Source organism: Devosia sp. MC521, assembly GCF_014127105.1.
Taxonomy (GTDB): domain Bacteria; phylum Pseudomonadota; class Alphaproteobacteria; order Rhizobiales; family Devosiaceae; genus Devosia.
In genome coordinates this window covers 1,023,646-1,048,884 of record NZ_CP059902.1, presented here as the reverse complement: position 1 = coordinate 1,048,884, position 25,239 = coordinate 1,023,646, and the positions used below count along the sequence as shown (strand labels likewise).

The window sequence follows — 25,239 nt, the reverse complement described above, 5'->3', positions numbered from 1 at the left end:
ACCTACTCATCAACTGGTGCGGCGCGCTTTGCCGCGAGCGCGACGATCGCAGCTTTGGCATTGCCTACGGCATTGGCATGCGGCGTGACTGTCAGCAGGTGATCGGACAGGATGCCGGCAAGATCAACGTCGACATCGTCCGACGCCTTGAGGGCATCGGACAGGGTCGCGAGGAACACTTCGGGCGTATCCGCCTGTTTGACTTTCGGCGCGGCCAGTGCCGCCAGCATATTGGGAGTCGCCGCTTTTTCCGGTGCCCCCGTTTCATCCTGTCTCATAGTTCCCCCCTACTGCCGGCGCTCTTCCAAGAACCATCGAAGATGACGGCGTAGCAATGCTGCCAAAATCAGATGGCTGGGCGGCATACCTGCAAGCGCTGATTACCCCCCCAATCAACGTGAAACCAGATAGCAAAGACGTCAATGGTCGAAGGTAATTTAGCCGCCCCCTCCCTGCGTGATTGTACGAAGTCGGCCGAAGCACGAACGTCTGCTTTCTTACTGCTGGTGCTTTAAGCGGAAAGTCAGCAAACGGCACCAACGCGAGTCTTGGCGCGCACAGATTCTGAACGTCCGCTTTCGCAGGTTTTCTACCAAGAGCTGCCAGTCCGCTTCCGGCCCGAGGCTGTGTGAAAACTGTTGATCATGCTATAATCTGGGACTGCTTCGGAGGTGCCAGATGGGACGTTTCGTTGAAGCCGCAGACCGAGATCAGGCGAGCTTTTTGCCGGCTCGCCTGGAAGACTACGTTGATCCCGACAACCCAGTACGAGTGATCGACGCTTTCATTGATGAACTTGATCTCGCTCAGCTCGGCTTCGCCCGCGTTCAGCCGGCATTAACCGGCAGGCCCGGCTACGCGCCGAGTACGATGCTGAAGCTCTATGTCTATGGATATCTGCATCAGGTGACGTCGAGCCGGAAGCTGGAGCGGGAGGCTGGTCGCAATATCGAGCTGATGTGGCTGATCGGTAAGCTCGCGCCAGACTTTAAGACCATCGCCGACTTCCGCCATGACAATACCAGCGCGATCCAGACGGCGTGTCAGCGCTTCGTTGGCGTCTGTCGGGCACTTGGCCTTGTTGCAGGTGGTGTCGTGGCCATCGATGGCTCGCGTCTTCGCGCAATGAACACGCACGAGAAGAATTACACCAAAGGCAAGTTGGCGCGACGGAAGGCTCGTGTCGAGGAGAGCATCGCGTATTACCTAGCCGAACTTGATAAAGCCGACAGCGCCGAGACAGGACCTTCGACGCCGCGGATCGAGCATTTGACGGAGCGACTGGCGTCATTGCGTGGACGCCTCGGGGAACTCGAGGAAATCGGCCGACAGCTACAAGATGCTCCCGATGCGCAGATATCACTGAGCGACCCGGATGCCCGCGCCATGGCAACTGGAAGCGATCATCGTGGTGTTGTCGGTTACAACCTTCAGGCGGCCGTAGATACCAAGCACCATATTGTGGTTGCCAATGCGGTGACCAACCGCGGTCATGACCGCTCGCACCTGTTGGAGATGGCCAAGGCCGCACAGGCCGAGATCGGCGCGACAGGCATGATCGCCATCGCCGATCGTGGGTATTACGAGGGGGAGCAGATCCGCTCCTGCGCTGAAGCGGGCATTATTCCGATGGTACCAAGGCCGAACACGTCACCCGCGCAAGCGCGTGGTCTTTGGGGGAAGCCGTCGTTCACCTATGAGCCGGATACCGACACCTATCGCTGCCCTGTCGGCGCGCAATTACAAAAGCGCCACGCTACCGTTGAGGCTGGCAAGCTCATCAAGGTCTATTACAACCAAACGGCTTGCGGGGCCTGTCCGTCCCGTTCGCAGTGCACGACCGGCAAGGAAAAGCGCATAAGGCGCTGGGAGCACGAAGCTGTTCTCGATCAAATGGAGCGACGGCTTGAGGCCATGCCTGACGCAATGGCGGTTCGGCGCTGCACAGTCGAGCATGTCTTCGGCACTATAAAAGGCTGGATGGGTGCCACTCACTTCCGAACGCGGGGCCTAAAGAACGTCGCAACTGAGGCCAGCTTGACCATCCTGGCCTAACCTCAAGCGCGCCATCGCTGTCGCCGGTGTGACTGCCACCCTCAAAGCCATATCGGGATGAAGAGAGCCAAAACGCGCTGTCACAAACCGACGTGCGAGACCAACTTCAACGAGTTTTCACACAGCCTCCACCCCATTCGAGACGCCGCCAATCAGTCATGCGACTGGCGGCTTTCGGGAGGCCGACATGGCCGTCTGGGCCGCAGAAATGAGAGCCCTTAACCGCTGAGTTAACAACTCAACCAAACTCTCATTCCTGAGACCCTTTTCACTGCCAACTAAATTTCAGAGTCCAACTTACTTTGACCGCGTCCTCCTTGCACGGACAACCTTCAATTGCTCAGAGGTTCGGCGCTTCCGCGTCGGCGTTTGTGGCGCTGAGAAGTCGAGCCGCTCAAGACAGGACCAGTCCACGCCTTCCGGCAGCGGCTGGTTGGCTATCAAGCTAGCCTGTTTAGGAGTTAGCGATCGATACCGTCCGTGCACACTGTCCGCCTTGTGCCCGACCTGGTGCTGAACGAGATGCGGCGCGATCTGGTTGTCGAGTGCATCGTCAATTCGCCCCGCGCGTAGACCGTGGTAAGTGAATCGCGGTAACTTATGCTTGTCGATGATCTTCTGGATGACCCGGTTGACGCGCTTTTGCGCGGCGTCACCAGGATCAGCGCAAGCCATGAACTCGGGGAACATCGGCCCTGGCGCCTGTTGAGCCCAAGTGACAAACCCAGCTTCAACGAGCGCATTTGGCACCACAATGCACTCGCGCGATTCATTGGTCTTGAACGGGATCCTGGTCCAGACACCATTTTCATAGCGGTGAGTTTCGACCTCGATGACATACACATCATGCCAGCGCACCAACGCCTCGCGGCGAAGCGTTGCAAGGAGCGAGACCCGGCGCCCGGTCAAGGTACCCAAGGCCAACATCAGTGGCGTGGTGAGGCCCTCGGTATCGACTGCAACATTGAGGACGTAGTTGAGGGCGTGCGGTTCGGGCGCCTTGTGCTTAACGGGCGGCCTAGCGCGGTCCGGCACTCGAACGCGCGTGTTAGCAACGCGGTTCTGCTGGTCGTTGTCCTCGCAGCCACGGCCAATAATGGCCTTCAAATGGCTGATGCGGCCGTCACGTATCGACTTAGCTGCAAGCCCTTGGCCCTGCGCCTTCTTGTTGCGCGCGATATAGGTTTTAACATTCTCGTGGCGGTAGCTGTCGCTGGACGACGCATTCGGTGAAAGCCATGAAATTTCGTTGGCATATTCCTGCAGGTCTACGCGGCGGTAAGAACCGATCGGCCGATCGCCGACAATGGCAATGAACTCCGCGCCGACCTTTTCGTAGATACCTTCCAACTCCGACTTCGGCCCCTTGCGCTTGATGACCTCCGCGATCTGGTTTTTTAGGACGGCGCTGAAGAGCGGACCGTCATTGACGGGTGCCACGCCGATCGATTGCATCGTGCGCAGGGCTGCCGTCAGCTCGGCGATCCTGTCGGGTTGCGCGAGAAGTTCGTCGATGGGTTTTACAATCTCGTCCGCTGACAGGTTTTCGTCTACAGGCTTTAGATCGGTGGCCGCCTTAGCGATCTGCGGAACCAGTAAGGCCGCGGCGTAAATTTCTTCATGGCGGATGGCCTGGTTGGCGAAAAGCCCCTTACCCGTAACTCGATCGTGACCAATCTGCGCCAGAACATCGAAGATGCTCTCGATCAGCTCACTATTTTCGGTCACAGTCGGCGCCGCGAGCGCATCAAATCCCTTTAACGTGGGCGTGACCATTTTCATCCAGTCTATCGTAGCGTCGCGTGCCGCCTGGGGTGACATGGGAGATTTTTTGTTCAAGCGTTCGACCTCAGCAATTGCACTATGCACGGACGAGACGACGGAAAAGGCTTTCCGCCGCGCATCGATCGCGGGCATTGCAGGTATGGTCAGTCGGATCGGTGAAAGACACAAGCTCGGATCGAGGGTGACAGGCAAGCGAACCTGAACCTGCCAGCCGGCGTTCTTTCGTCTAAGATATGGAAGAGGCATTTTTCCGGTGTACTTTCTGGTGTACAACCGGCGCGCTGCAGCAAAGAAAATGCTGGAAAATCAATAGCATACGAAAAGTGGCGGAGAGGAAGGGAGTTTCCTGACCGACGCCTGAAGTCCAGCATTTCCGGGCCTTTCAGCCTTCTGCTGCGACGAGGCTTGTAGCATAAAACTGTAGCATTGCCAGCAATTTGACCGCCCCGTCTTCGGTCGATTACGTACCCATAATGAGGACATAGAACGCTCATCCGAGCGCGTCCCTCCGCCCACCTTTTTCGGGCGCTTCCCCCAATCTACACCGTTCGTAACCGGGCATCCCTGAGCGGTGCCCGCAGGATTTCCTATGACCATCAACACCTCTTTCGGGCGCAGCTTCGTGCTGACCATCGTCGGCGCTTGCCCGCAGAACCACTCGCTCCTCTGCTGGGCGATTGCCTTAATCCAGTCCACCGCACACCACTCGGAGCGCTTCAATGTCCGCTAAGGCCGAAAGACGAACATACGACAGCATCGGCTCTGCCATCGAGACGCTGGAAAAGACCCTCGCAGCATATCCCCAACCACCGCAACCACCAGTCCATGGTCTCCGCGTGTCGGAAATCATCGTCTGCGAGACGTTGTTCCAAAGACGCGACCAATGGGCTAACAAGCTTGGCCGCGAAGAGCACATTCGCGAACTCAAGCGAGCGATCAAGGACGATCCCACAGGCATGGAACCCATCGATGTCTGGTGGGGGGGCGACGGATGGTACCTTGTAGACGGGCATCATCGTCATCAGGCTTACGAGCGCCTATCATTCACCGGGCGAGTACCCGTCAGGGTAGTGTCTGGCTCTTTGAATGCCGCCCTCGCTCACGTGGGCCTGAGCAACACTCGGAACAAGCTACCGATGAACAACGCAGAGCGCATGACGCTGGCCGTGTTCTACGTATGCCTCATGCCCGAGAAGTCCCTACGCGAGATCGCCAAGATCAGCGGCGTTGGCAAAACGCAGGTGGCCAAGATCCGTAAAGCTGTCGATCAACTGGTTTCCGAAGGCCACCGCCGGATGAGCCTCGCTGATGAAAGCTGGGAGAGCATCCGACGCCAATGCAACAACTTTGAGCCCGGAGAACGGGACTACGACCTAGAGACACGCATGAAAGCAAACGACATCAAAGAGGCCCTCAAGCCCGTCCTCGGGCGGACACCTCACTTCCAGACTGAGGCTATGATCATGGCGCTGATGGAGCTCTCCCCGCAACTCTGGCGGTCCATCAGTGACATCGCGATCCACCGGCACGAAGCCGAGGATGACATCGACGAGGAAGACCTCGAGTACTGACCTGCTGAAGTCCGGCGGTGTCCACCACTGAATGTCCATTGTGGACACCTCGGACCTTTTTGGTGACGGCATGTGTAAGCATATTCCTACAAGTGCCCATGCGCTGATTTCCCCCGTGCCCCACCCTGATGGGACCCGTCCGTTTCCTATGCCGCGAGGCTGGAGTGGGCGGGCCTCATTTTTCGTCCGACATGAGTATACCTAAACAGGACACCAAAAAGACGACCTAACCGCGTCCGACACGGATTGACTGGAGAGATATCGGACACTATTCCGGTATCGTCTTAAACCTTATCGAACACAGCAGGACAGCATGAAGATCGGTTATGCTCGCGTATCATCCACTGGTCAGAACGAAGCTGCTCAGGTTGACCTGTTGGTTGCCAAGGGGGCCGAGGAGCTGTTCATCGACAAAGCCAGCGGGACATCTCGTGAAGATCGCCCGAAGCTCGAAGAGGCAATCCGGTTTGCTCGCTCTGGTGATGTGCTGCTGGTGACACGACTGGATCGCTTGGCGCGGTCAGTCATCGATCTCCACAACATCAGCGAGGAGCTAAAAGCCAAGGGCGTTGAGCTGATCGTCACCGAACAGAGCATCGACACGACGACACCCACTGGTCGCATGATGTTCAACATGCTCGGGGCTATTGCAGAGTTTGAGACCGACTTACGCCGGGACCGTCAGCTTGAAGGGATCGCAAAGGCGAAGCAGGATGGACGCTACAAAGGCCGTCCGGTCACGGTGGACGCTGATGCCATCCGGTCAGCTTTGGCTGCTGGTGAGACTCCTACGGCCGTTGCAAAGCGACTAAACGTGGCGAGGTCGACTGTTTACCGCCTTAAAGTTGGCTGACCGCACAATTGCTGTGTTAGCGTTAGGGTCACCACGAGAGCTACCCCCGAATGACTACATCCGATAGCGTCAACGAGACAACAACCTCACAGAAAGCGCAAGAATGTATCGATAAGGCGAAACAGTTTTGCTTCGCTGCCTATGTGCTTGACGAGACCGTGCACCAAGATCGTCATTATGAAATCCCCATACTCAACGAAGATGATGCGCTTCTGCACAGAGCCAGACTTATTGACTTAAACAGCTATCTCTGGGTGCCCACTCTTACGGCTGCAGCACAAGGCTTGGAACATTTGGTGAAAGCCTGCCATTATCTGAATGGAGTAACGCCCGCCACCTCCGGAGCGGCCGGACATGACATTCCAACCATGTTGCGTCACCCAGTTTGCACCAACCTGCACTCACGCATCCGCTGGCAAGCCGAGCGTGTCGCTAAGGAACTCCGCACAGCTGACTACAAGGGCATGATAACCCATGACGTTGCCGGGGATGTCATCATTGAGGCCCTCCTAGTACTTGCTCAGCTACAGGCCAAAAACCAATTGCGATACACCCCAAGAGAAAGAGAGCTGGCGCCGCGCACACCGTTGGTAGTTAAAACACTGTTCCGCGTTAGTCAGGAGCTAGGCGCATTCACGGAATGTTTCATCACCGAAGGCTGACCAGACGCACCTTCTCAATCTGTGCCTTGAGCAACGCTACCGGATAACCACCATTGCCATACCGATCAGCCTCGCCGCCCTGCGCATGGCCTTGGATGGCATTGATGTACTCCATCGGCACACCGCCAGCACGACAAGCGTCTTCGAACGTGTGACGGAAGCTATGGAAGCTGTTCTTCTTTGTCTTGACCCCGCAAGCCTTCAGGAAGTTGCCGAACCACTTGGAGAACGCGGACGAGTACGTGCCGTCTGCGGCTTTATCAATGTCTGGGAACAGGCGCTTTTGCTTGCCTGACGTGGCCCGTTGCACAAATTCCAAGAACCCTGCGGCGACAAGCTGGCTGTGAATTGGAATGTTGCGTCGAGCATTCGCATTCTTGACCCGACGATCGTCGCCTTCTTCAGCTCCAGGCATCAAGCTGAGGTAAGCCACATCGCCCTCGAACCTCACGTCTTCTACGTTGAGCTGCACTATCTCAGCGAGACGAGCGCCAGTGTAAAGCCCCACCAGTGGAACCCAATAGCGACCGCTATCGACTGGTACGACGTTGCCCTTCTGCTTCCAGTTGTGCAGCGACAAACACCCACGATACAGCGGAGCTGAGAAGATCGCAGCTAGGTCGTCAGACGTGAACGCATCACGCTCATCCCGAGCCGAGCTCTTCGGAAGCGACAGCTTGACCATCGGACTGCCCGACACTTCATCGTAGTTGCCCTCCGCCCACGTCCAGAATGCCCCGACGAACTGCATGTTCTTCGCTGCGTTCTTTAGGCTCATCGGTTCCAGTCCAAGCTGGGCGGATTTCTCTACAGCCTTGCTGAAGCTCAGACCCTTCAATTGTGGTTGCTTGGTCCAGTTGGCGGGAAGCGCTTGTAGTGCCGCCTTGAACGCTCTGCCATCTGCCTTGGTGTAGCCTCCGAGAAACCTATCCCCTACCAAGTCAATGAACCAACCTATGGCAACCTCATTCGCTTTGGCGGTTTTGTCAGTCCAGCCCGGGCGCTTGTCTGCGACCCAAGCCTTAGCAGCGTCGCTTAGCATGACCCCACTCGCCCTACGGACGACAGGTGTGTCGACCACAGGAGTGTCGATCAGCTCACCTTGGTTTCGCAGCGCGATGTCCTTGTAAGCCTTGATCTCTGCCCGCTGGATCGCCGCTACGACCTTCTTGCGACTTATGGAACTCTTGGACAAACTGATGTCGAAGCCATCCCAGCTTAGGACCTCATCCGCCTCGTCATCGTAAAACTCGCTAGACGCACGGCGTGGCAGATAGTGCTCAGCGAGCTTGAGACCGAAGGCAACATTCTCGGCGTACTCATCGAAGGTAGGCGCTGGCAGCTCGAGCATCTCACCATCGTAAAAACCACCGTCACGTCGCTGGTCGTCCTCTTCCAGAAGGTGGACATAGTAGGCTTGCTCCACAGCCTTCAGCTCGGCATCGGTCAGCTCATCGCGCATGGTAACCATCGCGTTCTGACGACGACGATGTTCATCGAACCGAGCATCCACCTCGGCAGCGGCCTTACGTACCAGCTTGACGGCTTCGCGAGGGTCTTTGGTCTTGAGAGAGAAAACCTCTTCGGTCTTCGGGTAAGTATCGCGGATGTCCAACGGCACCGAAGCACGGTGATAGTAGACGCCCTTGCGGAGCATAAGTCGGGGATGATTTGGCACGTCAGTCATGCCCTCACTGTAACAGTTCACTGGAACAGCAGGAAGGCTAAGGCACTGGAATTGCTGGAAATCGAGGAGCTCTGGGCATTCCAGAGGTCAGTGGCGGAGAGGAAGGGATTCGAACCCTCGAGACCGTTCCCGATCTGCACCCTTAGCAGGGGTGTGCCTTCGACCACTCGGCCACCTCTCCACACACGGGGAGATACAGGGCTTCGGCGTTGTCTGGCAAGGGATTTATCGCCCCATTTGGGTTTTTCCCCATCGAGTGCCTCGATTGCTGTGTTTTTGGCATTTGTGGGCCGATGATTGGCACTGTGCCGGCATTGTTTGGCCTCCTGCGGGGCAAATCAGTGTCAGCAAGGGCCAAACTTGGCGTCGCACAGCGGCAGTTGAGTGTTCGCCCCTCCCGGAGCTGGGAGGGGCATATTGTTAGCGGCGGAAGATATGCATCTGCGGATTGCCATTGCCGCGCTGCGATATGGAAAATCCGTGCTCGTCGAGCGTTGCGGTCACGCGATGGCGCAGGACCGCGAACATGAAAGTGGGCGTGACATTGACCGGTTCGTCAAATTGGATGGTCACGGTATAGCTCTGCATATTACCAGACATCTGGACGCCGATGATCTGGCCGGAAAAAGCTTGCTCCAGATAAAGCCCTTTGACCCGCTCGCCGACCTGATAGGGAGCGATCGCGCGTTCTGGCAGCGCCGCCCGAGCGGTGTTCCAATCGCGGAAGCCATGCTTTTGCGCGATTTGTTCCAAAGCCGCACTGTGGCTGAGCGTCTGACCCATCTGAGCCAAGCTATCGCGCAGGTCTTTGGCTTCAGATTTCAGAGTGGTGGCGGTCGGGGTATCAAGTGAATACGACATTTCGGTCTCTCCAATGAGAGGCGACTGTGTTCATGGGAGCCCGCATTGCCATGATGCGCCTTGGGAGTGTTCCGAAGCGGATCGTGTCTCACGCTGACTTCACCATAGGCCAAAGGCCCGCGAGCGGCAGGGGCAGCACCCTGTCGCGTAAATGGTGCGACGCCGCGCGGAAGTCAAGAGCAGGTCCAACCGAGGCAGATTGGGGTGGACGAAGGCTGCCAAACCTCTAGTGTTTAGCAAAGCGCCAAGCGCTTGGGGGACTTATGACTGAAATCATTTTGCTGTTGGCCGGTTTTCTCGGCGGTGCCGTGAACTCTCTGGCGGGCGGCGGCTCGTTTATTGTGTTTCCGGCGCTTTTGTTTGTCGGCGTACCGCCGGTTTTAGCCAATGCTTCCAACACTTATGCGGCCCTGCCCGGCTATGCCAGCGGCGTAGCGGGCTATTGGCAGTCCATGAAGATGTATCGGGGGCAAATGTTGTCCTTCGGTATTGTCGCGATCATCGGTGGGTATATCGGCGCGGAACTGCTTCTTGTCGTCAGTGACGCGCAGTTCGAGTTGGTCGTGCCCTGGCTGATGAGTTTTGCGGTCGCGCTCTTTGCCTTTGGCAATCAGCTCAACGGCTTTATCAAAGCGCGCTCCAGCGGAACAAGCCGCATGGCAAAGCTCGGCGCAGCACTGATCCTGCTGCTAATGGGCGGCGTTTGTGTCTACGGCGGCTTCTTTAATGCTGGCCTAGGCATTCTGCTTTTGGCGGCCTTGGCCATGGCCGGGCTGACCAATATTCACGCGATGAATGGGCTAAAACTCTACATCTCGACGCTGGTGGCGCTCGTCGCCGTGATCCGCTTTGCGCTCAATGGCTCGATTGATTGGTATCATGGCTCCATCGCGCTGATTGGCGTGACGACGGGCGGCTATCTCGGCGCGCGTATGGCTCAACACATCCCCGGCCAATGGATCCGCATTGGGGTCATTGTCTATGGGATGTTTATGACGGCGTATTTCTTCTGGGCGGCTTTTGGGTGAGATTTTTGGGGCGCTAGCCCCCCACCCCGGCCCGCTCCGCAAGGGGGAGGGAGAAGAAGGAGTTCTCGGCGGAATAGTGAGGCCCCCTCACCCGGCCTGCGGCCGACCTCTCCCCCAAAGGGAGAGGTGGAGGGAGACTACAGAGCTCGCTTCAGCCACACAGCGGCGTCGTGGAAGGGGACACCGCCGAAGGGGGCGGCGGGGATGGCGCTGGTGAGGACGTTGATGCCTTTGCCACCACGATGGGATTTGTTGCGGTGCAGACCTTCGGCAATCAGCACCCCGGTTGAAAGCCCGGTGTGGATACGCGCAGTCAGTTCAACCTCGCCACGATCATTGCCAAGAAGGACGGCATCGCCATCGGCAATGCCAAGCCGCTCGGCGTCCTGAGGATGGACGAAGACCGAAGGCTCGCCTTCGCGTTTGAGACTGCCCGGGGTTTGGTTGAACGAGGAATTGAGAAAGGTGCGCGCTGGGCTTGTCGCCAGCTTAAAGGGTAGCGCCTCGGTGACGACTTCGTTCACGGCCCAATGATCGGCGAACTTCGGCATGATGGCGGGATCGCACACCCAACGATAGCCCTTGCGATCGGCGACCTCCTGCCAATTGGGCGCAAACCGGTAGCGTCCGTCTTCCCAATTAAATCCCTTAGCGAAGCGGGCAACATCGTCAGGCCGCTCACGGTCGACATAGCCAGTTTCTTCCACCTCTTCCAAAGCCGGATAGCCCGAGCGGGCAAAGGTGTCAGCGACGACTTCGCGATCCTTGGTGAAGAACACCGGATCGGTTTCGCCGAGGCGAATGGCGAGGGCGTTGATCAGCTCGTGGTTCGACCAGCATTCGCCGGGGCGATCCACCACGGCTGGGCCATAGAGCACACGCGTATGGCCGCCACGAGTGTAATAGTCGTTGTGCTCGAGGAACATGGTGGCAGGCAGGACGATGTCCGCCAGTTCAGCGGTTTCAGTCAAAAACTGCTCATGCACGACGAGGAAGAGATCGTCGCGCATAAATCCTTCGCGCACGCGGTTCTGCTCGGGGCAAACCGAGGCGGGATTGGTGTTTTGAACGATCATCGCCCGCACTGGCCCACCTCCCTGCAAGGCTTTCGCGTCGCCCGTCAGGATGGGCCCGACCTCGGACATGTCCAAGGCGCGCGGCGCGCCCTTTTGCAGGAACGTGCCTTTGAGGCGCGATTTATCCAGCCCCCAGGTGCCGGAGTTGGAGTGAAAAGCGCCACCACCGCGATATTGCCAAGCGCCGGTCATCGCCGGAATGGAGAGCGCGGCGTGGACCGAGGTCGCGCCATTGCGCTGGCGCGAGAAGCCATAACCGAGGCGGAAAAAGCTTTTCTTGTTCTCGCCGACCAGACGGGCAAAGGCTTCTATTTCATCGACACTTAGGCCGGTGATTTCAGACGCCCATTGCGGGGTACGCGCTTGCAGATGTGATTCAAACTCTGGCGAGAAGTCCGTGTATTCACGCATATAATCCCGATCCGCGAGACTATCGCGAAGTAGGATGTGCATGGTCGCGACGGCCAGCGCCCCATCCGTTCCCGGCCGCAGGATGAGCGCCAGATCGGCCTGATCCATGGTCGTCGTGCGGTAGATATCGATGACCACGATTTTCGCGCCACGGGTTTTACGCGCGCGGGTGGCGTGGGTCATGACGTTGATCTGGGTGTTGACCGCATTGGTGCCCCAGATCACCACGCAATCGCTCTCTGCCATTTGCTCGGGATTGACGCCGCCGAGTAGGCCCGTGCCAGCGATATAGCCGGGCCACGACAGACCTGTGCAGATGGTGTCATATTGGTGCGAATAGCCACGGGTGGCGCGAAGGCGCTCAATGCCGTCGCGCTGCACATGCCCCATCGTGCCCGCATAGAAATAGGGCCAGATGGCCTCAGCCCCATGCTCGGTTTCGATGGCGAGAAAGCGGGTCGCAATCTCGTCGAGCGCCTCGTCCCAAGTGATGCGCTCCCACTGCCCTGCCCCCTTGGGACCGACACGGCGCATCGGATGGGTTAAGCGCTCAGCGTGATGAATACGCTCTGCATAACGCGCCACTTTTTCGCAAATCACGCCGGCTGTGTATGGGTCGTCCTTCGCCCCGCGCACGCGTCCCACCTTGCCATCTGGCAAAATATCGACGTCGAGCGCGCAGACCGATGGGCAGTCATGCGGGCATACAGAGCGGATGGTGCGGCTGGGGGCTTGTGCGTTCATAGGCGAAAACTACCCCCAAGGCCTAACCCGAGCAAACGCAGAATTGCGATAGCTCGGATCAATCCCGTTGATGAATTAGAGACCGAAAGCGCTTGTGGCGGTTTCCGAATTGCGCCGCGCGCGCATGGCGGCGTGGCTCACCAGCTGCGCTGCACCAGCGTGAAACTGAGAAAAAGTAATCGCGCCGGTCGAGGCAACCACGGTAACGCCACGCCAATTGGGCATGACTTTGTGCACCTTGCTCCATTCGATTGTGGTGGTACGCCCCAAGGCCGAGCGATGCACCAGACGGCGGTGATCCCAACGGGTGTTGGTAAAGAGGCCAACCAGCCCGATACCGGCAGCCCCGACCAGCAATAAGAGCGCGGCCAGATAGGTGGCAAAGACTTCCAGCAGATCGGCATTATGACCCAAGGTGATCACACCCAACAGCAGCACCAGCGACAGGGCCGCAGCGCCGTAACAGGCAAAATATTCGACCAGCGAGGGCCGCAATTCGCTCCATCCGTCCTCTGTCACAAGGGCGACCTCGGGCTGCATCAATCGCAATGCGAGGAAGGCGGCATAGCCGAAGGCAACAACACCCGCTGCTCGTGAAAGGGGCAACTGACTGAACGCCGGTACATATTTGAGGGCGATCAGGACAGTAATAATAACGAGCGGCAGAGCCACTTCTTGCCAACGCAAAGGCACGCTTTTGTCTCCAGAAATAGGCCGCGACGCAAACGGCAGTAATTTCGCCTACATCGCAGCAGGAAACTTGTTTTGGCTATTCACAATTTTGCGGCTCGCAGGAATGTCAGCACTTCTTGCTGGGGGTGTGTCTCGCAGCCCTCACAGAATTGACCTGATCAATTGAGCCCAATCAGGCCTATTGAGAGACTTGCTTTCTCCATCATCACTCAGTTTGATTTCAGAAATTGTCGTTTTTCATTAGACGGAAACGATTTACCCCCTTACCCGTCCTCCTGCCGTTTGGGAGGAAACAATGGGGCATTCAGTCCGCATGCCGGTGACGCCGATGCTGGGAACATCCATGTTCTTTTCCGGCATCACCTATGCAGCCACCGCTCCCTATGCGTCGCTGGTTGGCGTCGACGCACTGGGCATGGCACCAAGCGTTTTCGCAACGGTGATGGCCATTGGTTCGTTGATCGGCCTGATCAGTGCTGTCGGGCTGGGTCTGCTCTCGGACCGGATCAAAGATCGCCGCTGGCTTGTCATACTGACGGCCTTTGCGGGCATGACAGGCCACGCACTGATATTCTGGGGTCAATCGCCCCTCACCTTCATCATCGCCACGGCCGTGATCATGCCTTTGGGCTTGGGGTGTTTTTCCCAATGCCTAGGCTTTATGCGCGTATACTTCGTGCACCATCGGCCGGACAGGGCCGACTTCATCATGACCATTATGCGCATGATGTTCACCCTGGCCTGGGTGATCGTCCCCCCGCTGGTGGGATGGATCGCTTCGGCATACAACGTTTTTCTGGTCTATCTGCTCTCTTCACTGAGCTATTTGGCCATTGGCGCCATATTCCTCGCCTTGCTGCGAAACCGCGACACCGCGGTGCAATCGCCACGCATCGAAAGAGCGGAAGGGGCATCATTGCTCTCAACCTTTGCGATTGAGCGGCCCAAGGTATTTGGCCTCTGTTCAATCGTCCTGATGTGGACCGGCGCGCGGACGGCGAGCTATATCGTGCCGCTGTTTATCGTCAAAGAACTGGACGGCACGCTTGCCAATGTAGGTATTTATTCGGGCATCAATGCTGCCATTGAAGCGCCGACCATGTTTGCTATTGCGTGGCTGACCACCAAGGTCAGCAAGGAAACGCTGCTTGCAATTGCCGGCCTGTGCCTCGCGGTGTTTCTCGCCAGCGTGAGCCTCGCGCCCTCCATCCTTGTGATCTACTGCCTTCTCGTCATTAACGCTGTCGGCGTCGCGCTCATCCAGACACAGAACATCGCCTATGCGCAGGATGCGATTAAGGGGCGCGTTGGGTTGTCCACCTCGCTGATCGACCTAATGGGGATCGCGACAAACCTTCTATCGGCCGCAGCATTTGCTGTGCTGATGGGCTTGAACGACTATCGCCTCGCCATCGCTTGTGCGGCCGGGTTCTCCCTCATTGGGGCGCTCTCTATGGCGGGTAGCAATTTCAAACGCCTAGGCCGTCTCCGCTCGGCCTAGGCCGATCAGCATCCGAGATGGCTCAAATTAGCGCTTTTCATTAGACGAAATCGATTTAACCCCTTACCCCTTTGCCGCCTTGAGGGAGGACACTATGGCCAGAACGCTTCGAATGCCGGTTACACCAATGCTGGCCACTTCGATGTTCTTTTCGGGCATCACCTATGCGGCGACCATCCCCTATGCCTCGCTCGTGGGTGTCGACACGCTGGGCATGAGCCCCGGAGTGTTCGCAACCATCATGGCCATCGGCGGGGTCGTCGGCACATTGGTGTCGCTGTTTCTGGGCTATATTTCCGACAAGATCAAAGATCGGCGTGGTCTGCTGCTTTTGTCGGCCCTTGCCGGGGTTGCTGCCAATTTCACGGTCTATGCCGTTCCCACCCAATTCGGATTTGCCTTTTCGGCCATAGTGCTCATGCCGCTGGCGGGCGCGAGTTTTTCGCAGTGCTTTGCCTATATCCGCGTCTTTTACGCCAAGAACGCGCCCGCTCGCGCCGACGTCATGGTCACGACGCTACGCTCGGTGTTTACGGCGGCCTGGGTGATCGTCCCCCCGCTTGCGGGTTGGGTGGCGGCTGAGTTTTCGATCTTCAACGTCTACCTCATGGCCGCTTTGGCCTATGTGGTCATTGGCGCGATTTTCGCGCTGATGATGGTTGATCCGACCACCGCGGTCCAAATGCCGCCGCCGGTTCGGGCCGAAGGCGCATCGCTTCTCTCCACCTTCGCACTACCGCTCAGCACCCTTGGGGGGCTCATCAGCCTTGCCGTGATGACTGCCGCAGCGCGCATTCTCACCTTCACGGTGCCCCTGCTCATTGTCACCAATTTGGGTGGCTCTCTGCCAGACGTGGGTTTTTACGCCGCCATTACCGCGGCGATTGAGGTTCCCAGCCTGCTGATCTGGGGGTGGCTGGGCATGCGCTTTACCAAAGAGATCCTGCTCGCCAGCGCGGGCGTTATCCTCGCGTTGTTTATGCTGAGTGCGGCGATGAGCCAGTCGCTGCCGATGCTGTATTGGCTGCTCATCCTCAACGGCTTTGCGACTGCAGCACTGATGGGGCTCAATATTTCCTATGTGCAGGAAGCGATCAAAGGCCGTGTCGGGCTCTCGACCTCGCTGCTCGATGTCATCGCCATTTCCGCCAATCTGATGGGTGCGACGGCTTTCGGGGTGCTGACCAGCGGCGGCGATTATCGGTTTGCGCTGATGGTTGGTGCGGGCGTGGCGGTTCTCGGCGTGGTCATTATGGTCGGGGCAAATGTGAAACGGCTGCGGCTTTTGCCGGTGAATGAGGGATAGGCGCGGAGTACCCCCACCCCGGCCCTGCCCTCAAGGGGGAGGGAGAAGGAAGAACAACCCGCGGCATACAAGGTACGGCCTCCCTGCCCACAAACAAAAAAGCCGGAGGTTTCCCCCCGGCTCTTTTAAAACTCTGCGCTCTTATTCAGTGCGCTTCTTCTTGTGGTCCTTGACCTTAGGCTTCTTCACGAAGAAATCGCCTTCAGTTGCTGGCTTGGACCAAGCTGGCTTGCCTTTGTCCTTGTCGAACTTTGGCTTGTCAGCGCGAGGACGTTCGGCGCGTGGCTTGTCGTCCCAGGTCTTTGGCTTGTCATCCCAGCTCTTGGCTGGGCGCTCACCGCCACCGAAGTCGTCAGAACGTGCCTTCTTGGGGTAACGTGCCTTACGGTCTTCACGTGGCGCCATCGGATCGTAGCTCGATGGACCAGTTGGACGACGGTTGCCCTGCGGACGCTCGTTGGAGCGCGCTGCTGGAGCTTCGGTCTCGGAGATGTAGACACCCTTTTCGAGCGTGCCGCCCTTGCCGACAGCCTTCTTGAAGGCGTCAACCTTGTCAGCAGCTACTTCAAAAACGGTTTCCGTTTCAAAGATGCGGATCGAGCCGACGGCAGATTTGCCAACGCCACCAGCCTTACAGATCATTGGCAACAACCAACGCGGCTCAGCGCGCTGCTTGCGACCAACCGAGACCTTGAACCATGCGCCGCCATTGAAGGCGTCACGCGATGGACGTTCGCGGGAGTTGAAGTCGTCGCCCGAGGATGGGCTCACATCTTCTGGAACCGGACGTGCTGCCAGCTGCAGACGGATGTAAGCGGCCGCAATGGCTTCTGGCGCGTGACGCTCCAGCAGTTCTGCCACCAATGGTGCTTCATCTTCCGAAGCCGCATTGCTCAGCATTTCTGCCGAGAGCATCTGCTCGCGATAGCGCGCATCGATCTCGTCTGCGGTCGGCGGGTTGATGTTTTCTGGGTCGATCTTTGCGCCACGCAGGATCGACAGCGCAACGCGCTTGCGGTGTGCAGGAGCGATAACAACGCAGGTGCCCTTGCGGCCCGCGCGGCCAGTACGGCCCGAACGGTGCAACAGGGTTTCCGAGTTCATCGGCAGATCGGCGTGGATCACGAGATCGAGGCCTGGAAGGTCGATACCGCGAGCCGCAACGTCGGTTGCAACGCAGATACGAGCGCGGCCATCGCGCATCGACTGCAGCGCATTGGTACGTTCGGCCTGCGAGAGTTCGCCCGACAGGGTCACCACGGCGAAGCCACGGTTGGCAAGGCGAGCCGAGAGGTGCTTTACCGCTTCACGGGTCGAGGCGAACACGATGGTGTTGGTGCTTTCGTACCAGAGCAGCGTGTTGATCACCGCGTTTTCGCGTTCGGATGCGGAAACCGACATCAGCTTGTATTCGATGTCAGCGTGCTGCTGGCCCGAGCTGGTGGCGGTGATGCGCAGTGCGTTCTTCTGGAAGGTCTTGGCCAGTTCAGCAATCTGCTTAGGAACAGTTGCCGAGAACAGCAGGGTGCGACGATCTTCCGGAGCGGCGTCGAGAATGAACTCGAGGTCTTCGCGGAAACCAAGGTCGAGCATTTCGTCTGCTTCGTCGAGCACAACGGCACGCAGCTGGCTCATGTCGAGCGCGCCACGGGTGATGTGGTCACGCAGACGACCCGGTGTACCCACAACGATGTGAGCACCACGATCGAGCACACGACGTTCGGCGCGCTGATCCATGCCGCCGACGCCAGCAGCGGTAACCGCGCCAGTTTCGGCATAGAGCCAGGTCAATTCGCGCTGAACCTGCATAGCGAGTTCACGGGTCGGAGCAATGCAGAGGGCAAGCGGTGCGCCCGGAGGCGGCAGGCGATCGTCTTCGCCGAGAAGGGTTGGCGCAATCGCCATACCAAAGGCCACGGTCTTACCGGAGCCGGTCTGTGCGGACACGAGCAGGTCGCGTCCTTCGGTGTTGTCCTCGATCATCGCAGCCTGCACAGGAGTGAGGCTGTCGTAGCCCTTTGCGGTCAGCGCGCGGGCGATTGGAGCGAGGATGTTTTCAGGCAGGGTCATCACGTTCTTTCATGCGATGCAGCATGCTTGGCGGTTGCCGGTTCCGACAAAGAAGGAACGGATGACCAATAAAGCTTCTGCATAATTTGGGTTCCACAGGGGGCTAGGGAACCCGGAGGTTTGTTGTCTATAGCACAAACAAGCAAAAAGGCCGCCTCTAGCGGGCAGCCCCATGAGTCTCTCAGTAACGAGGACTGGAGCAAAATACCAGAGACAGGTTGCCCCACAGGCATGGTGCGTCACTATGGACCGTGCGACAGAGGGGCATTTAAAGGGAAAGGGCGAACCGTTTTGGCCCGCCCTTCCAATCTCTAGAGCTTATCCCGTTATCGGAATGAGCTCTGTCATCGGCACTTAGCCAACGATTTCTGCGTCGGTGAAGAAGTACTTGATTTCTTCAGCAGCGGTTTCTGGAGCGTCCGAACCGTGTACGGAGTTTTCGCCGATCGAAAGAGCGAATTCCTTACGGATGGTGCCTTCAGCAGCCTGTGCTGGGTTGGTCGCGCCCATGACTTCACGGTTCTTGAGGATTGCGCCTTCGCCTTCCAGAACCTGAACAACAACCGGCGAAGCCGACATCTGTTCTACGAGTTCACCGTAGAATGGACGTTCCTTGTGAACTGCGTAGAAGCCTTCGGCCTGTTCGCGGGTCATGTGGATCTTCTTCATCGCAACAATGCGAAGGCCAGCGTCTTCGAACTTGGCAGCGATCTTGCCGATGAGGTTACGACGGACGGCATCTGGCTTGATGATGGAGAAAGTACGTTCGAGCGCCATGGCGGTCAAATCCTGTTGCGTGGAGAAAGGTGGGGCCTTTTAGCGGAGCCTTGTTACAGGCGCAAGACGGTGTGCGCGCTCGGATGAGACTTCATCGCCGAGCACACACAAAAAGTGACAGCCCGGCGCCGCGAGCCGGTCTGCCTTTTCCCTTAGCGGTCGATGGTGACCACTTCACTGCCCAAAACCTTGCCGTCGGCGCTGGTCAGGGTGACGTTGAGCTGGGTGATCGTCTCATCCGCTTCAATGACATAGGTCACATCGCCTTCTTTATCGCGGGTTGTGCAGTTTGGGCTCTCGCCAGAAACGGCCAGTTGCACCTCAAGCACGCCATTGGTCAGCGCACCCAGAGTTGGCACACCGATCTGGTCACACCCGCCATTCTTATACTCGATGTCGAACTCGACCTGCGTAGCATTGACGCGTTCGGCATCAATGTCCGCAAAGCGCAGCGCATTGGCCGCTTCCTGCGCAAAGACAGGCGTTGCCAGTGTGGTTGCAGCGACGAGGGCTAGAGCTAGAGTGGTCTTCATCATGGTTCGGTCCTCTTCGGAGTTGGTCCTCGTCAATGGTCAAGCGATGATTTCGCTCCCCCTCTTGTCCCATGATATTCGCCCAGCGGTTGCCAACGCAGCGCTTAGCCCCTAATCCAGCACCAATCATTTTTTCTAAAGCGCCGGCGCAAGCTGGCGCTGACTAGCGGATCGACTTGGCCCATGCTGACCATCAACAATCTGACCTACCGCATCCAAGGGCGCGAGCTCTTTGAAGATGCGTCGCTGGTTCTGCCCGATGGTGCCAAAGTTGGGTTCGTGGGCAAGAACGGCACCGGTAAAACCACGCTGTTCCATATCATTCAGGGTCACATCAACGCTGATGCCGGCTCGTATGAGATCAACAAAAAAGCCAAGCTTGGCGCCGTAGCGCAGGAAGCCCCTGCCGGCGACGAAACCGTGCTCGACGTTGTGCTCGCTGCCGATAAGGAGCGCACCGCGCTCATGGCGGAAGCCGAAACGGCCACCGACCCAGATCGTATTGGCGAAATTTACACCCGCCTTGCCGACATTGAGGCCCACACTGCTGAGGCGCGCGCATCCACCATTCTGAATGGCCTAGGTTTTGCGCAGGATCGTCAAAACTCCCCTACTCGCGAGCTTTCGGGTGGTTGGCGCATGCGTGTGGCGCTCGCGGCCGTGCTGTTCAGCCAGCCCGACCTGCTGCTCCTCGACGAACCGACCAACTATCTCGATCTGGAAGGCACATTGTGGCTCGAGAAATATCTCTCGACCTATCCCTATACCGTCTTCCTCATCTCGCACGATCGAGACCTCCTGAATAAAGCCGTCAATTCGATTGTTCACCTCGAGCACCGTAAGCTGACCTTCTACAAGGGCAATTACGACACCTTCGAGCAGACCCGTCGCATGCAGATGGAGCTCAACAACAAGAGCCGCGAGAAGACCCTCGACCAGATCGCGCATCTGCAAAAGTTCGTGGATCGCTTTAAGGCCAAGGCCACAAAGGCCAAGCAGGCGCAGGCTCGCGTCAAGATGATCGAGAAGCTGCGGCCGCCTGAAGCGATGTTTGACGAGCACTCCTCGCCCTTCACCTTCCAGCAGCCAAAGATCGACCTGCCCACGCCGATGATCACCCTGGATCGGGTGTCCACCGGCTATGGCGACAAGGTCATTCTGCGCAATATCACCCAGCGCATTGACCCAGACGCGCGCATCGCGCTGATCGGGGTCAACGGTAATGGTAAGTCGACCTTTGCCAAGCTGCTCGCGGGCGACATCCCGGTCATCGATGGCGCGATGAAGATGCATAAAAAGCTCGAGATCGCCCACTTCGCCCAGCATCAGATGGACAAGCTCAAGCCCGAGTGGACCCCGCTCGAGCACGTGGTCGATCTCACGCCCTATGACACGGAAGCCAAGCGCCGCAGCCGTCTGGCGCAGATGGGCCTTACCACCAGCCGCATGGACACCAAGGCCAAGCACCTTTCAGGTGGCGAACGCGCACGCCTGCTCATGGGCCTGATCACCTTTGGTGGCCCGTCGATGATGATCCTCGACGAGCCGACCAACCACCTCGACATCGACAGCCGCGATGCGCTGGTGCATGCGCTCAATGACTATCAGGGCGCAGTGTTCATCATCTCGCACGATCGTCACTTGATCGAAGCCACTTGCGACACGCTCTGGATTGCCGAAAACGGCACCATCCGCGAGCTGGACGAAGACCTCGATAGCTATCAGCGCAGCATTACCTCCGGCAAAGACACCAAGGGCAATGGCTCTGACGCCAAGGGTGAGCGCAAACTTGGTCGTCAGGAAGCCGCGGCCCGTCGCGCTGAGCTTGCGCCGCTCAAGAAGAAGATCACTGACGCTGAAAAGAAAATGGCGCGGCTCAAGACAGAGCTCGACAAGATCGACGCCCAGCTTGCCGACCCGGCCATTTACAACGGCCCCTCGGACAAGATTATCGCGCTTGGGAGGGACAAGTCCCGCTTCGGCAGCGAGCTCGAAACCCTCGAGGAAAGCTGGTTGATGCTGTCAGCCGAGCTGGAAGAGGCGGAGAAGGAATAAGCCTTCTTTCGCCTTTCAGCGGCGCTGTGCCCGAGCATATTGGAACTGGCGGCGTAGATCGGACAGTTTTTCGAGCAAGATCGCCGTGCCACCATCGGGCACGCGGGTGAAACTCACCGCATAGCCAACATCGTGCAGCAGAATGGCGACAAACGCCGTCTGCTGATCGGCTCGCTTTGAGCCCTTATCGACAGCAAAGCGCTTTGCGCGGTCGAACCCCAGGTCTGAGAATTGCGCATAATTCTGGTGCTGCTGCACCATATGGATCAATTTGGCTTCGACCGGACCGTGGCGAAACGCGGGACTGGTGAAAAACAGATAAGCCGCGATAATTGCAGCAACGAACCAAAGCTCAGCGTAATAAAATCCGCCCAGCAACAGGCAGCCTAAAATGAAATACATAATGCCGGTCTCACATAGCAATGTCCGGCAATGGTCGAGCGCAGGCTCTGTTCCATCACACACGCGGATGTGAATCTGCTCCGCGCCCCGCAATTGGGTGCACGCCCCCGAGCTCTAGGGGCCATCAAAACCGAGATACTCATAACTACTCAAACGGCTTAAAAAAACTCTTGATCGAGCTAAACACCCATGGGCCCCAATGACAAGCGCCAGAACAGCGAACTTTGGCAGCCTCTTCACCAAATTCACACGCCCAGATTGACACCACGCCATGGGTCTTCTTTCATGCCGGCAACAAAGGGGCGTGTTGATGCGTAAAATTTGGCTGCTGCTCACCGTCGCGTTGATGGCAATTGTGCCTGCCGCAGCTGCCGAGTTCGGGGATCTGCCAAAGCACCAGCGCGCTGACGCCCTGCGCTATGCCGCAAACAACAGCCTCTTTACGCTCTATCATGAGACGGCCCACCTGCTCATCGACAAGCTCAACCTGCCCGTTCTGGGACGCGAGGAAGACGCAGCGGACACGATCGCGACCTATGTGATGCTGGAGAAAAAATCCCCCGACATGAACCGCGCCTTGCAGGATGCGGCTGAGGGGTGGCTCACCACGGCACGCAATTATCAGGCCGCGTTCAATATCGAGGACTATACCGCAGGCTATAGCCCAGATCGCCACCGCGCTTATCAGATCATGTGCCTGATGGTGGGTGCCGATGGTGCAGCGTTCCGCAAGTTTGCCAATAGCCACGGCTTAGCCTCTGGCCGCCAACACGAATGCGCCTTCGTTTATGAGCAGGCCTATCAAAGCGTCTCCTCGCTTTTGAGCAAGCAGACAGGCCCTTCGCGCGTTGATGTGAAATACTTTCCCGCTGGGCGCTCGCTGCGTCTCGCCGAGCGCGCTTTGCGGCGGAGTGGCGTCATTGAAAAGGTCGCCGACGAGTTGCGCACCAACTTCAAAATCCCCGGCCGGGTGCTGATGACGGTGCGCGTCTGCGACGAGCCCAATGCCTTTTATGACACCACGACCAGCGAAATCATTTTTTGCTACGAACTGATGGAAGAGTTTCTCCAGAGCTATTCCGCGGACCTTCCCACTGCAGTAAATCAGCGCTAGAAAATTGTGACGTGATCGAGGGATCACGTATCGGGGGATTTCTCATGCGCAGAGGTTTAGGGGCCAGTCTGGTGGCCCTTAGTTTTGTTTTGTCTGCAGGCACGGCTTTAGCCAAAGACGGGCCGCTGGATGAAGGGGAAGGCTTTAACGGCTTTGCCACATATTCATCCCACAGCATCACGCGGGAAGCCGCATCGGACGAGGCGCCAGCCGAACTGCCAGAAGACGCAGGCGACATCATGAGCGATGCCATGACCTTCGCCATGCACGATGCCAGCTTCACCATTTACCACGAAGTCGCGCATCTGCTCATTGGAGAGCTCGATTTGCCAGTTCTGGGCAAGGAAGAAGATGCCGCCGACGCTTTGGGTACGATCTGGCTGCTGGAGTTTGACGAAGCTGAGGATAGCTACGACGCTCTGGTCAGTGCCGCCGATGGCTGGTATTTCAACGCTCTAAAGGCCGACACCAGCACATTTGAAGAGCTCGCCTACTCTGCCGACCACACGCTCGACCTCCACCGCGCCTATGCGATGGTCTGCTATATGGTTGGCAAAGACCATTCGGTGTTTGGCGATACGGCGGATGATTACGACATCGACAGTGACCGTCAGGAGAGCTGCGAGAGCACTTATAGTGACGCCTTCCGAAGCTGGATGCGCCTGCTCGAACCGCATATCGCGGAGAGCGATGCGGTCTCTGATTATGAGGTGATTTACGAGGAAGCTGGCGACTATCAAGACATCGCCGATGAACTCAAGTCCCGCGCCATTATCGACATCGCGGCCGCATCGATTGCCACGACATTCACCCTCCCCCGCAAGGTGACGTTCCGCGTGACCCAGTGCGGCGAAGCCAATGCCTATTACTACCCGGCGGAAGGGGAAGTGGTTTACTGCTATGAATTGGCCGACGCCATGCGCACCCTTTACGTCTATGACATCATGGGATGGGGCGACACGGCCAATTAGCTGAACCCGACGTAACGGCCGGGGCGGTGGTTGAGCGCAACAATCATGTTCATCACCAGCGCCCCGAGCACCGAATAAAAGACGCGATCGAGCGGCAGGACGAAAAAGGCAGCGACCAAAATGGCGGCGTCCACTGCCAATTGGAAATAGCCCGCGCGGATGTTGAAATTCTCTTGCAGGTAGAGCGAGAGAATATTAATCCCGCCGACGCTGGCTTTGTGCCGAAATAGCGAGAGCACACCCAGCCCAATGAGCCCGCCACCCACCAGCGCAGCAAAGAGCGGGTTGATGGTTTGGATATCGATCCACACCGGAATCTGGGCCGAGAACAAGGACACCAGCGCCACGCTGAACATGGTTTTGAGGCCAAAAGGCACGCCCATGCGCATGAAGGCCAGCGCATAAAACGGCAGGTTGATGGCAAAGAACAGCCAGCCGAACGGAATGCCCGTGGCGTATTGCAAAAGCAACGCCAGGCCTGCTGTGCTGCCCGTCGCCAATTGGGCTTCGGCGTAGAAGGCAATGCCGAGCGCCACCAGCGTCGTGCCGATGAAAATAGCAAAAATGTCTTCGGCAAGATTGTGCCGGCTCGGCGTTAGAAGATCGTGCGTCATGCCTTTTTGACCCAGCGTCCAGTCGGCTCTTGCTGCCAATACGTCACTTCATTGCCCGTACGCAGCGCTTTCCAAGCGACACGCGCCTGCGCCACGGCGTTCTCATCATGGCCCGAAAACATAAAGACGAGGCGATTATAACCCTCTGCCGATTGCGGCACTGCGCCATCGACAAAGAACCGCACCGTCGCCTGATTGGGGTTTTCCTGGCCGGTGGTGATCAAAATAGGCTGTTGGCTGTCCAGCTCGTCACCGGCCAAACCATGGGCCACAAACGAGTCATCTCGGAAGGTCCAGAGCAGAGAATCAAGCGCTTCCGCTTTCTCTTGGCTCCCCACTTCGACAACCGCACGCCAACCGCGTTCTGCGGTCTTCTCAAGAAGTTGCGGGATAACAGCTTCCAGCGGACGCGCTTCGAGGTGATAGAAGAGGATTTCGGCCATGAAAGCGACCTTATCGCGCTTCAAATC

At 57.9% G+C, this 25,239-nt stretch carries 22 protein-coding genes, 1 tRNA gene and 1 pseudogene; 11 read left to right on the top strand and 13 right to left on the bottom strand.

The genetic code is table 11. The annotated features are described in order from the left end of the window. Positions 1–2: 2 nt before the first annotated feature. Positions 3–278: a hypothetical protein gene (locus tag H4N61_RS04960; protein ID WP_182395207.1), complete on the bottom strand. Its 276-nt coding sequence runs from the start codon at positions 276–278 to the stop codon at positions 3–5. A 400-nt stretch (positions 279–678) separates the two neighbouring features. Here H4N61_RS04960 and H4N61_RS04955 point away from each other — a divergent pair. Further along, a pseudogene (locus tag H4N61_RS04955) lies at positions 679–2,116 on the top strand (IS1182 family transposase). Positions 2,117–2,352: 236 nt separating this feature from the next. On the opposite strand, the gene H4N61_RS04950 reads toward H4N61_RS04955, so the two are convergent. Next, on the bottom strand, positions 2,353–3,972 hold the full coding sequence (locus H4N61_RS04950) for a hypothetical protein (RefSeq protein WP_182395205.1): 1,620 nt from the start codon (positions 3,970–3,972) through the stop codon (positions 2,353–2,355). Positions 3,973–4,429: 457 nt separating this feature from the next. Between H4N61_RS04950 and H4N61_RS04945 the strand changes: the two genes are divergently transcribed. The 4 genes from H4N61_RS04945 to H4N61_RS04930 all read left to right on the top strand — a co-directional run bounded on the left by H4N61_RS04945 (position 4,430) and on the right by H4N61_RS04930 (position 6,926). After that, a complete protein-coding gene (locus tag H4N61_RS04945; RefSeq protein WP_182395203.1) occupies positions 4,430–4,570 on the top strand; it encodes a hypothetical protein in 141 nt (46 codons plus the stop codon). After that, positions 4,560–5,411 carry a ParB/RepB/Spo0J family partition protein gene (locus H4N61_RS04940; RefSeq protein ID WP_182395197.1) on the top strand — a complete coding sequence of 284 codons (852 nt, stop codon included), beginning with the start codon at positions 4,560–4,562 and terminating at the stop codon, positions 5,409–5,411. Before H4N61_RS04945 ends, H4N61_RS04940 begins: the two co-directional genes overlap by 11 nt. Before the next feature lie 313 nt (positions 5,412–5,724). Next, positions 5,725–6,264: a recombinase family protein gene (locus H4N61_RS04935; RefSeq protein WP_182395195.1), complete on the top strand. Its 540-nt coding sequence runs from the start codon at positions 5,725–5,727 to the stop codon at positions 6,262–6,264. A gap of 50 nt (positions 6,265–6,314) precedes the next feature. Next, positions 6,315–6,926, top strand: coding sequence for a hypothetical protein (locus tag H4N61_RS04930; RefSeq protein WP_182395194.1), 612 nt, complete (start codon positions 6,315–6,317; stop codon positions 6,924–6,926). On the opposite strand, the gene H4N61_RS04925 is transcribed toward H4N61_RS04930, so the two are convergent. From H4N61_RS04925 to H4N61_RS04915, 3 genes are all read right to left on the bottom strand, one after another. Then, positions 6,913–8,613, bottom strand: a complete 1,701-nt coding sequence (locus H4N61_RS04925) for a site-specific integrase (protein ID WP_182395193.1) — start codon at positions 8,611–8,613, stop codon at positions 6,913–6,915. The two genes, H4N61_RS04930 and H4N61_RS04925, sit on opposite strands and share 14 nt — an antisense overlap. Before the next feature lie 91 nt (positions 8,614–8,704). Beyond that, positions 8,705–8,794: transfer RNA gene (locus H4N61_RS04920), tRNA-Ser, on the bottom strand. Between the two features lie 239 nt (positions 8,795–9,033). Further along, complete coding sequence (locus H4N61_RS04915; RefSeq protein WP_182395192.1) at positions 9,034–9,474, bottom strand: glyoxalase superfamily protein; 441 nt, start codon at positions 9,472–9,474, stop codon at positions 9,034–9,036. Positions 9,475–9,737: 263 nt separating this feature from the next. Here H4N61_RS04915 and H4N61_RS04910 point away from each other — a divergent pair, with 263 nt between their 5' ends. Then, positions 9,738–10,502, top strand: a complete 765-nt coding sequence (locus tag H4N61_RS04910; protein WP_182395191.1) for a sulfite exporter TauE/SafE family protein — start codon at positions 9,738–9,740, stop codon at positions 10,500–10,502. Positions 10,503–10,639: 137 nt separating this feature from the next. On the opposite strand, the gene H4N61_RS04905 is transcribed toward H4N61_RS04910, so the two are convergent. Continuing rightward, complete coding sequence (locus H4N61_RS04905) at positions 10,640–12,733, bottom strand: molybdopterin-dependent oxidoreductase (RefSeq protein WP_182395190.1); 2,094 nt, start codon at positions 12,731–12,733, stop codon at positions 10,640–10,642. Positions 12,734–12,808: 75 nt separating this feature from the next. Further along, entirely contained in the window at positions 12,809–13,426 is a 618-nt protein-coding gene (locus H4N61_RS04900; protein WP_169196721.1) for a hypothetical protein, read from the bottom strand. A 295-nt stretch (positions 13,427–13,721) separates the two neighbouring features. Here H4N61_RS04900 and H4N61_RS04895 point away from each other — a divergent pair, with 295 nt between their 5' ends. Together H4N61_RS04895 and H4N61_RS04890 are read left to right on the top strand one after the other, a co-directional pair. Beyond that, positions 13,722–14,927: an MFS transporter gene (locus tag H4N61_RS04895; RefSeq protein ID WP_182395189.1), complete on the top strand. Its 1,206-nt coding sequence runs from the start codon at positions 13,722–13,724 to the stop codon at positions 14,925–14,927. A 94-nt stretch (positions 14,928–15,021) separates the two neighbouring features. Beyond that, entirely contained in the window at positions 15,022–16,233 is a 1,212-nt protein-coding gene (locus tag H4N61_RS04890) for an MFS transporter (protein ID WP_182395188.1), read from the top strand. A 141-nt stretch (positions 16,234–16,374) separates the two neighbouring features. On the opposite strand, the gene H4N61_RS04885 is transcribed toward H4N61_RS04890, so the two are convergent. From H4N61_RS04885 to H4N61_RS04875, 3 genes are all read right to left on the bottom strand, one after another. Continuing rightward, entirely contained in the window at positions 16,375–18,303 is a 1,929-nt protein-coding gene (locus tag H4N61_RS04885; RefSeq protein ID WP_169196718.1) for a DEAD/DEAH box helicase, read from the bottom strand. A 354-nt stretch (positions 18,304–18,657) separates the two neighbouring features. After that, positions 18,658–19,080, bottom strand: a complete 423-nt coding sequence (gene ndk, locus H4N61_RS04880) for a nucleoside-diphosphate kinase (protein WP_169196717.1) — start codon at positions 19,078–19,080, stop codon at positions 18,658–18,660. Positions 19,081–19,232: 152 nt separating this feature from the next. Beyond that, positions 19,233–19,616: a hypothetical protein gene (locus H4N61_RS04875; protein WP_169196716.1), complete on the bottom strand. Its 384-nt coding sequence runs from the start codon at positions 19,614–19,616 to the stop codon at positions 19,233–19,235. 180 nt (positions 19,617–19,796) lie between these two features. On the opposite strand from H4N61_RS04875, the gene H4N61_RS04870 reads away from it, so the two are divergent. Then, positions 19,797–21,668 (top strand): ABC-F family ATP-binding cassette domain-containing protein, encoded by a 1,872-nt coding sequence (locus H4N61_RS04870; RefSeq protein ID WP_182395187.1) that lies wholly within the window; start codon positions 19,797–19,799, stop codon positions 21,666–21,668. Positions 21,669–21,683: 15 nt separating this feature from the next. On the opposite strand, the gene H4N61_RS04865 is transcribed toward H4N61_RS04870, so the two are convergent. Continuing rightward, positions 21,684–22,070: a hypothetical protein gene (locus H4N61_RS04865; RefSeq protein WP_169196714.1), complete on the bottom strand. Its 387-nt coding sequence runs from the start codon at positions 22,068–22,070 to the stop codon at positions 21,684–21,686. Between the two features lie 310 nt (positions 22,071–22,380). Between H4N61_RS04865 and H4N61_RS04860 the strand changes: the two genes are divergently transcribed. Further along, positions 22,381–23,184 carry a DUF4344 domain-containing metallopeptidase gene (locus H4N61_RS04860; protein WP_182395185.1) on the top strand — a complete coding sequence of 268 codons (804 nt, stop codon included), beginning with the start codon at positions 22,381–22,383 and terminating at the stop codon, positions 23,182–23,184. A gap of 71 nt (positions 23,185–23,255) precedes the next feature. Next, positions 23,256–24,155, top strand: a complete 900-nt coding sequence (locus H4N61_RS04855; protein WP_182395183.1) for a DUF4344 domain-containing metallopeptidase — start codon at positions 23,256–23,258, stop codon at positions 24,153–24,155. Here H4N61_RS04855 and H4N61_RS04850 read toward each other — a convergent pair. Further along, positions 24,152–24,769 (bottom strand): YitT family protein, encoded by a 618-nt coding sequence (locus H4N61_RS04850; protein ID WP_169196711.1) that lies wholly within the window; start codon positions 24,767–24,769, stop codon positions 24,152–24,154. The genes H4N61_RS04855 and H4N61_RS04850 overlap by 4 nt on opposite strands. After that, positions 24,766–25,212 carry a DNA polymerase III subunit chi gene (locus H4N61_RS04845; RefSeq protein WP_169196710.1) on the bottom strand — a complete coding sequence of 149 codons (447 nt, stop codon included), beginning with the start codon at positions 25,210–25,212 and terminating at the stop codon, positions 24,766–24,768. Before H4N61_RS04845 ends, H4N61_RS04850 begins: the two co-directional genes overlap by 4 nt. Positions 25,213–25,239 lie beyond the last annotated feature (27 nt).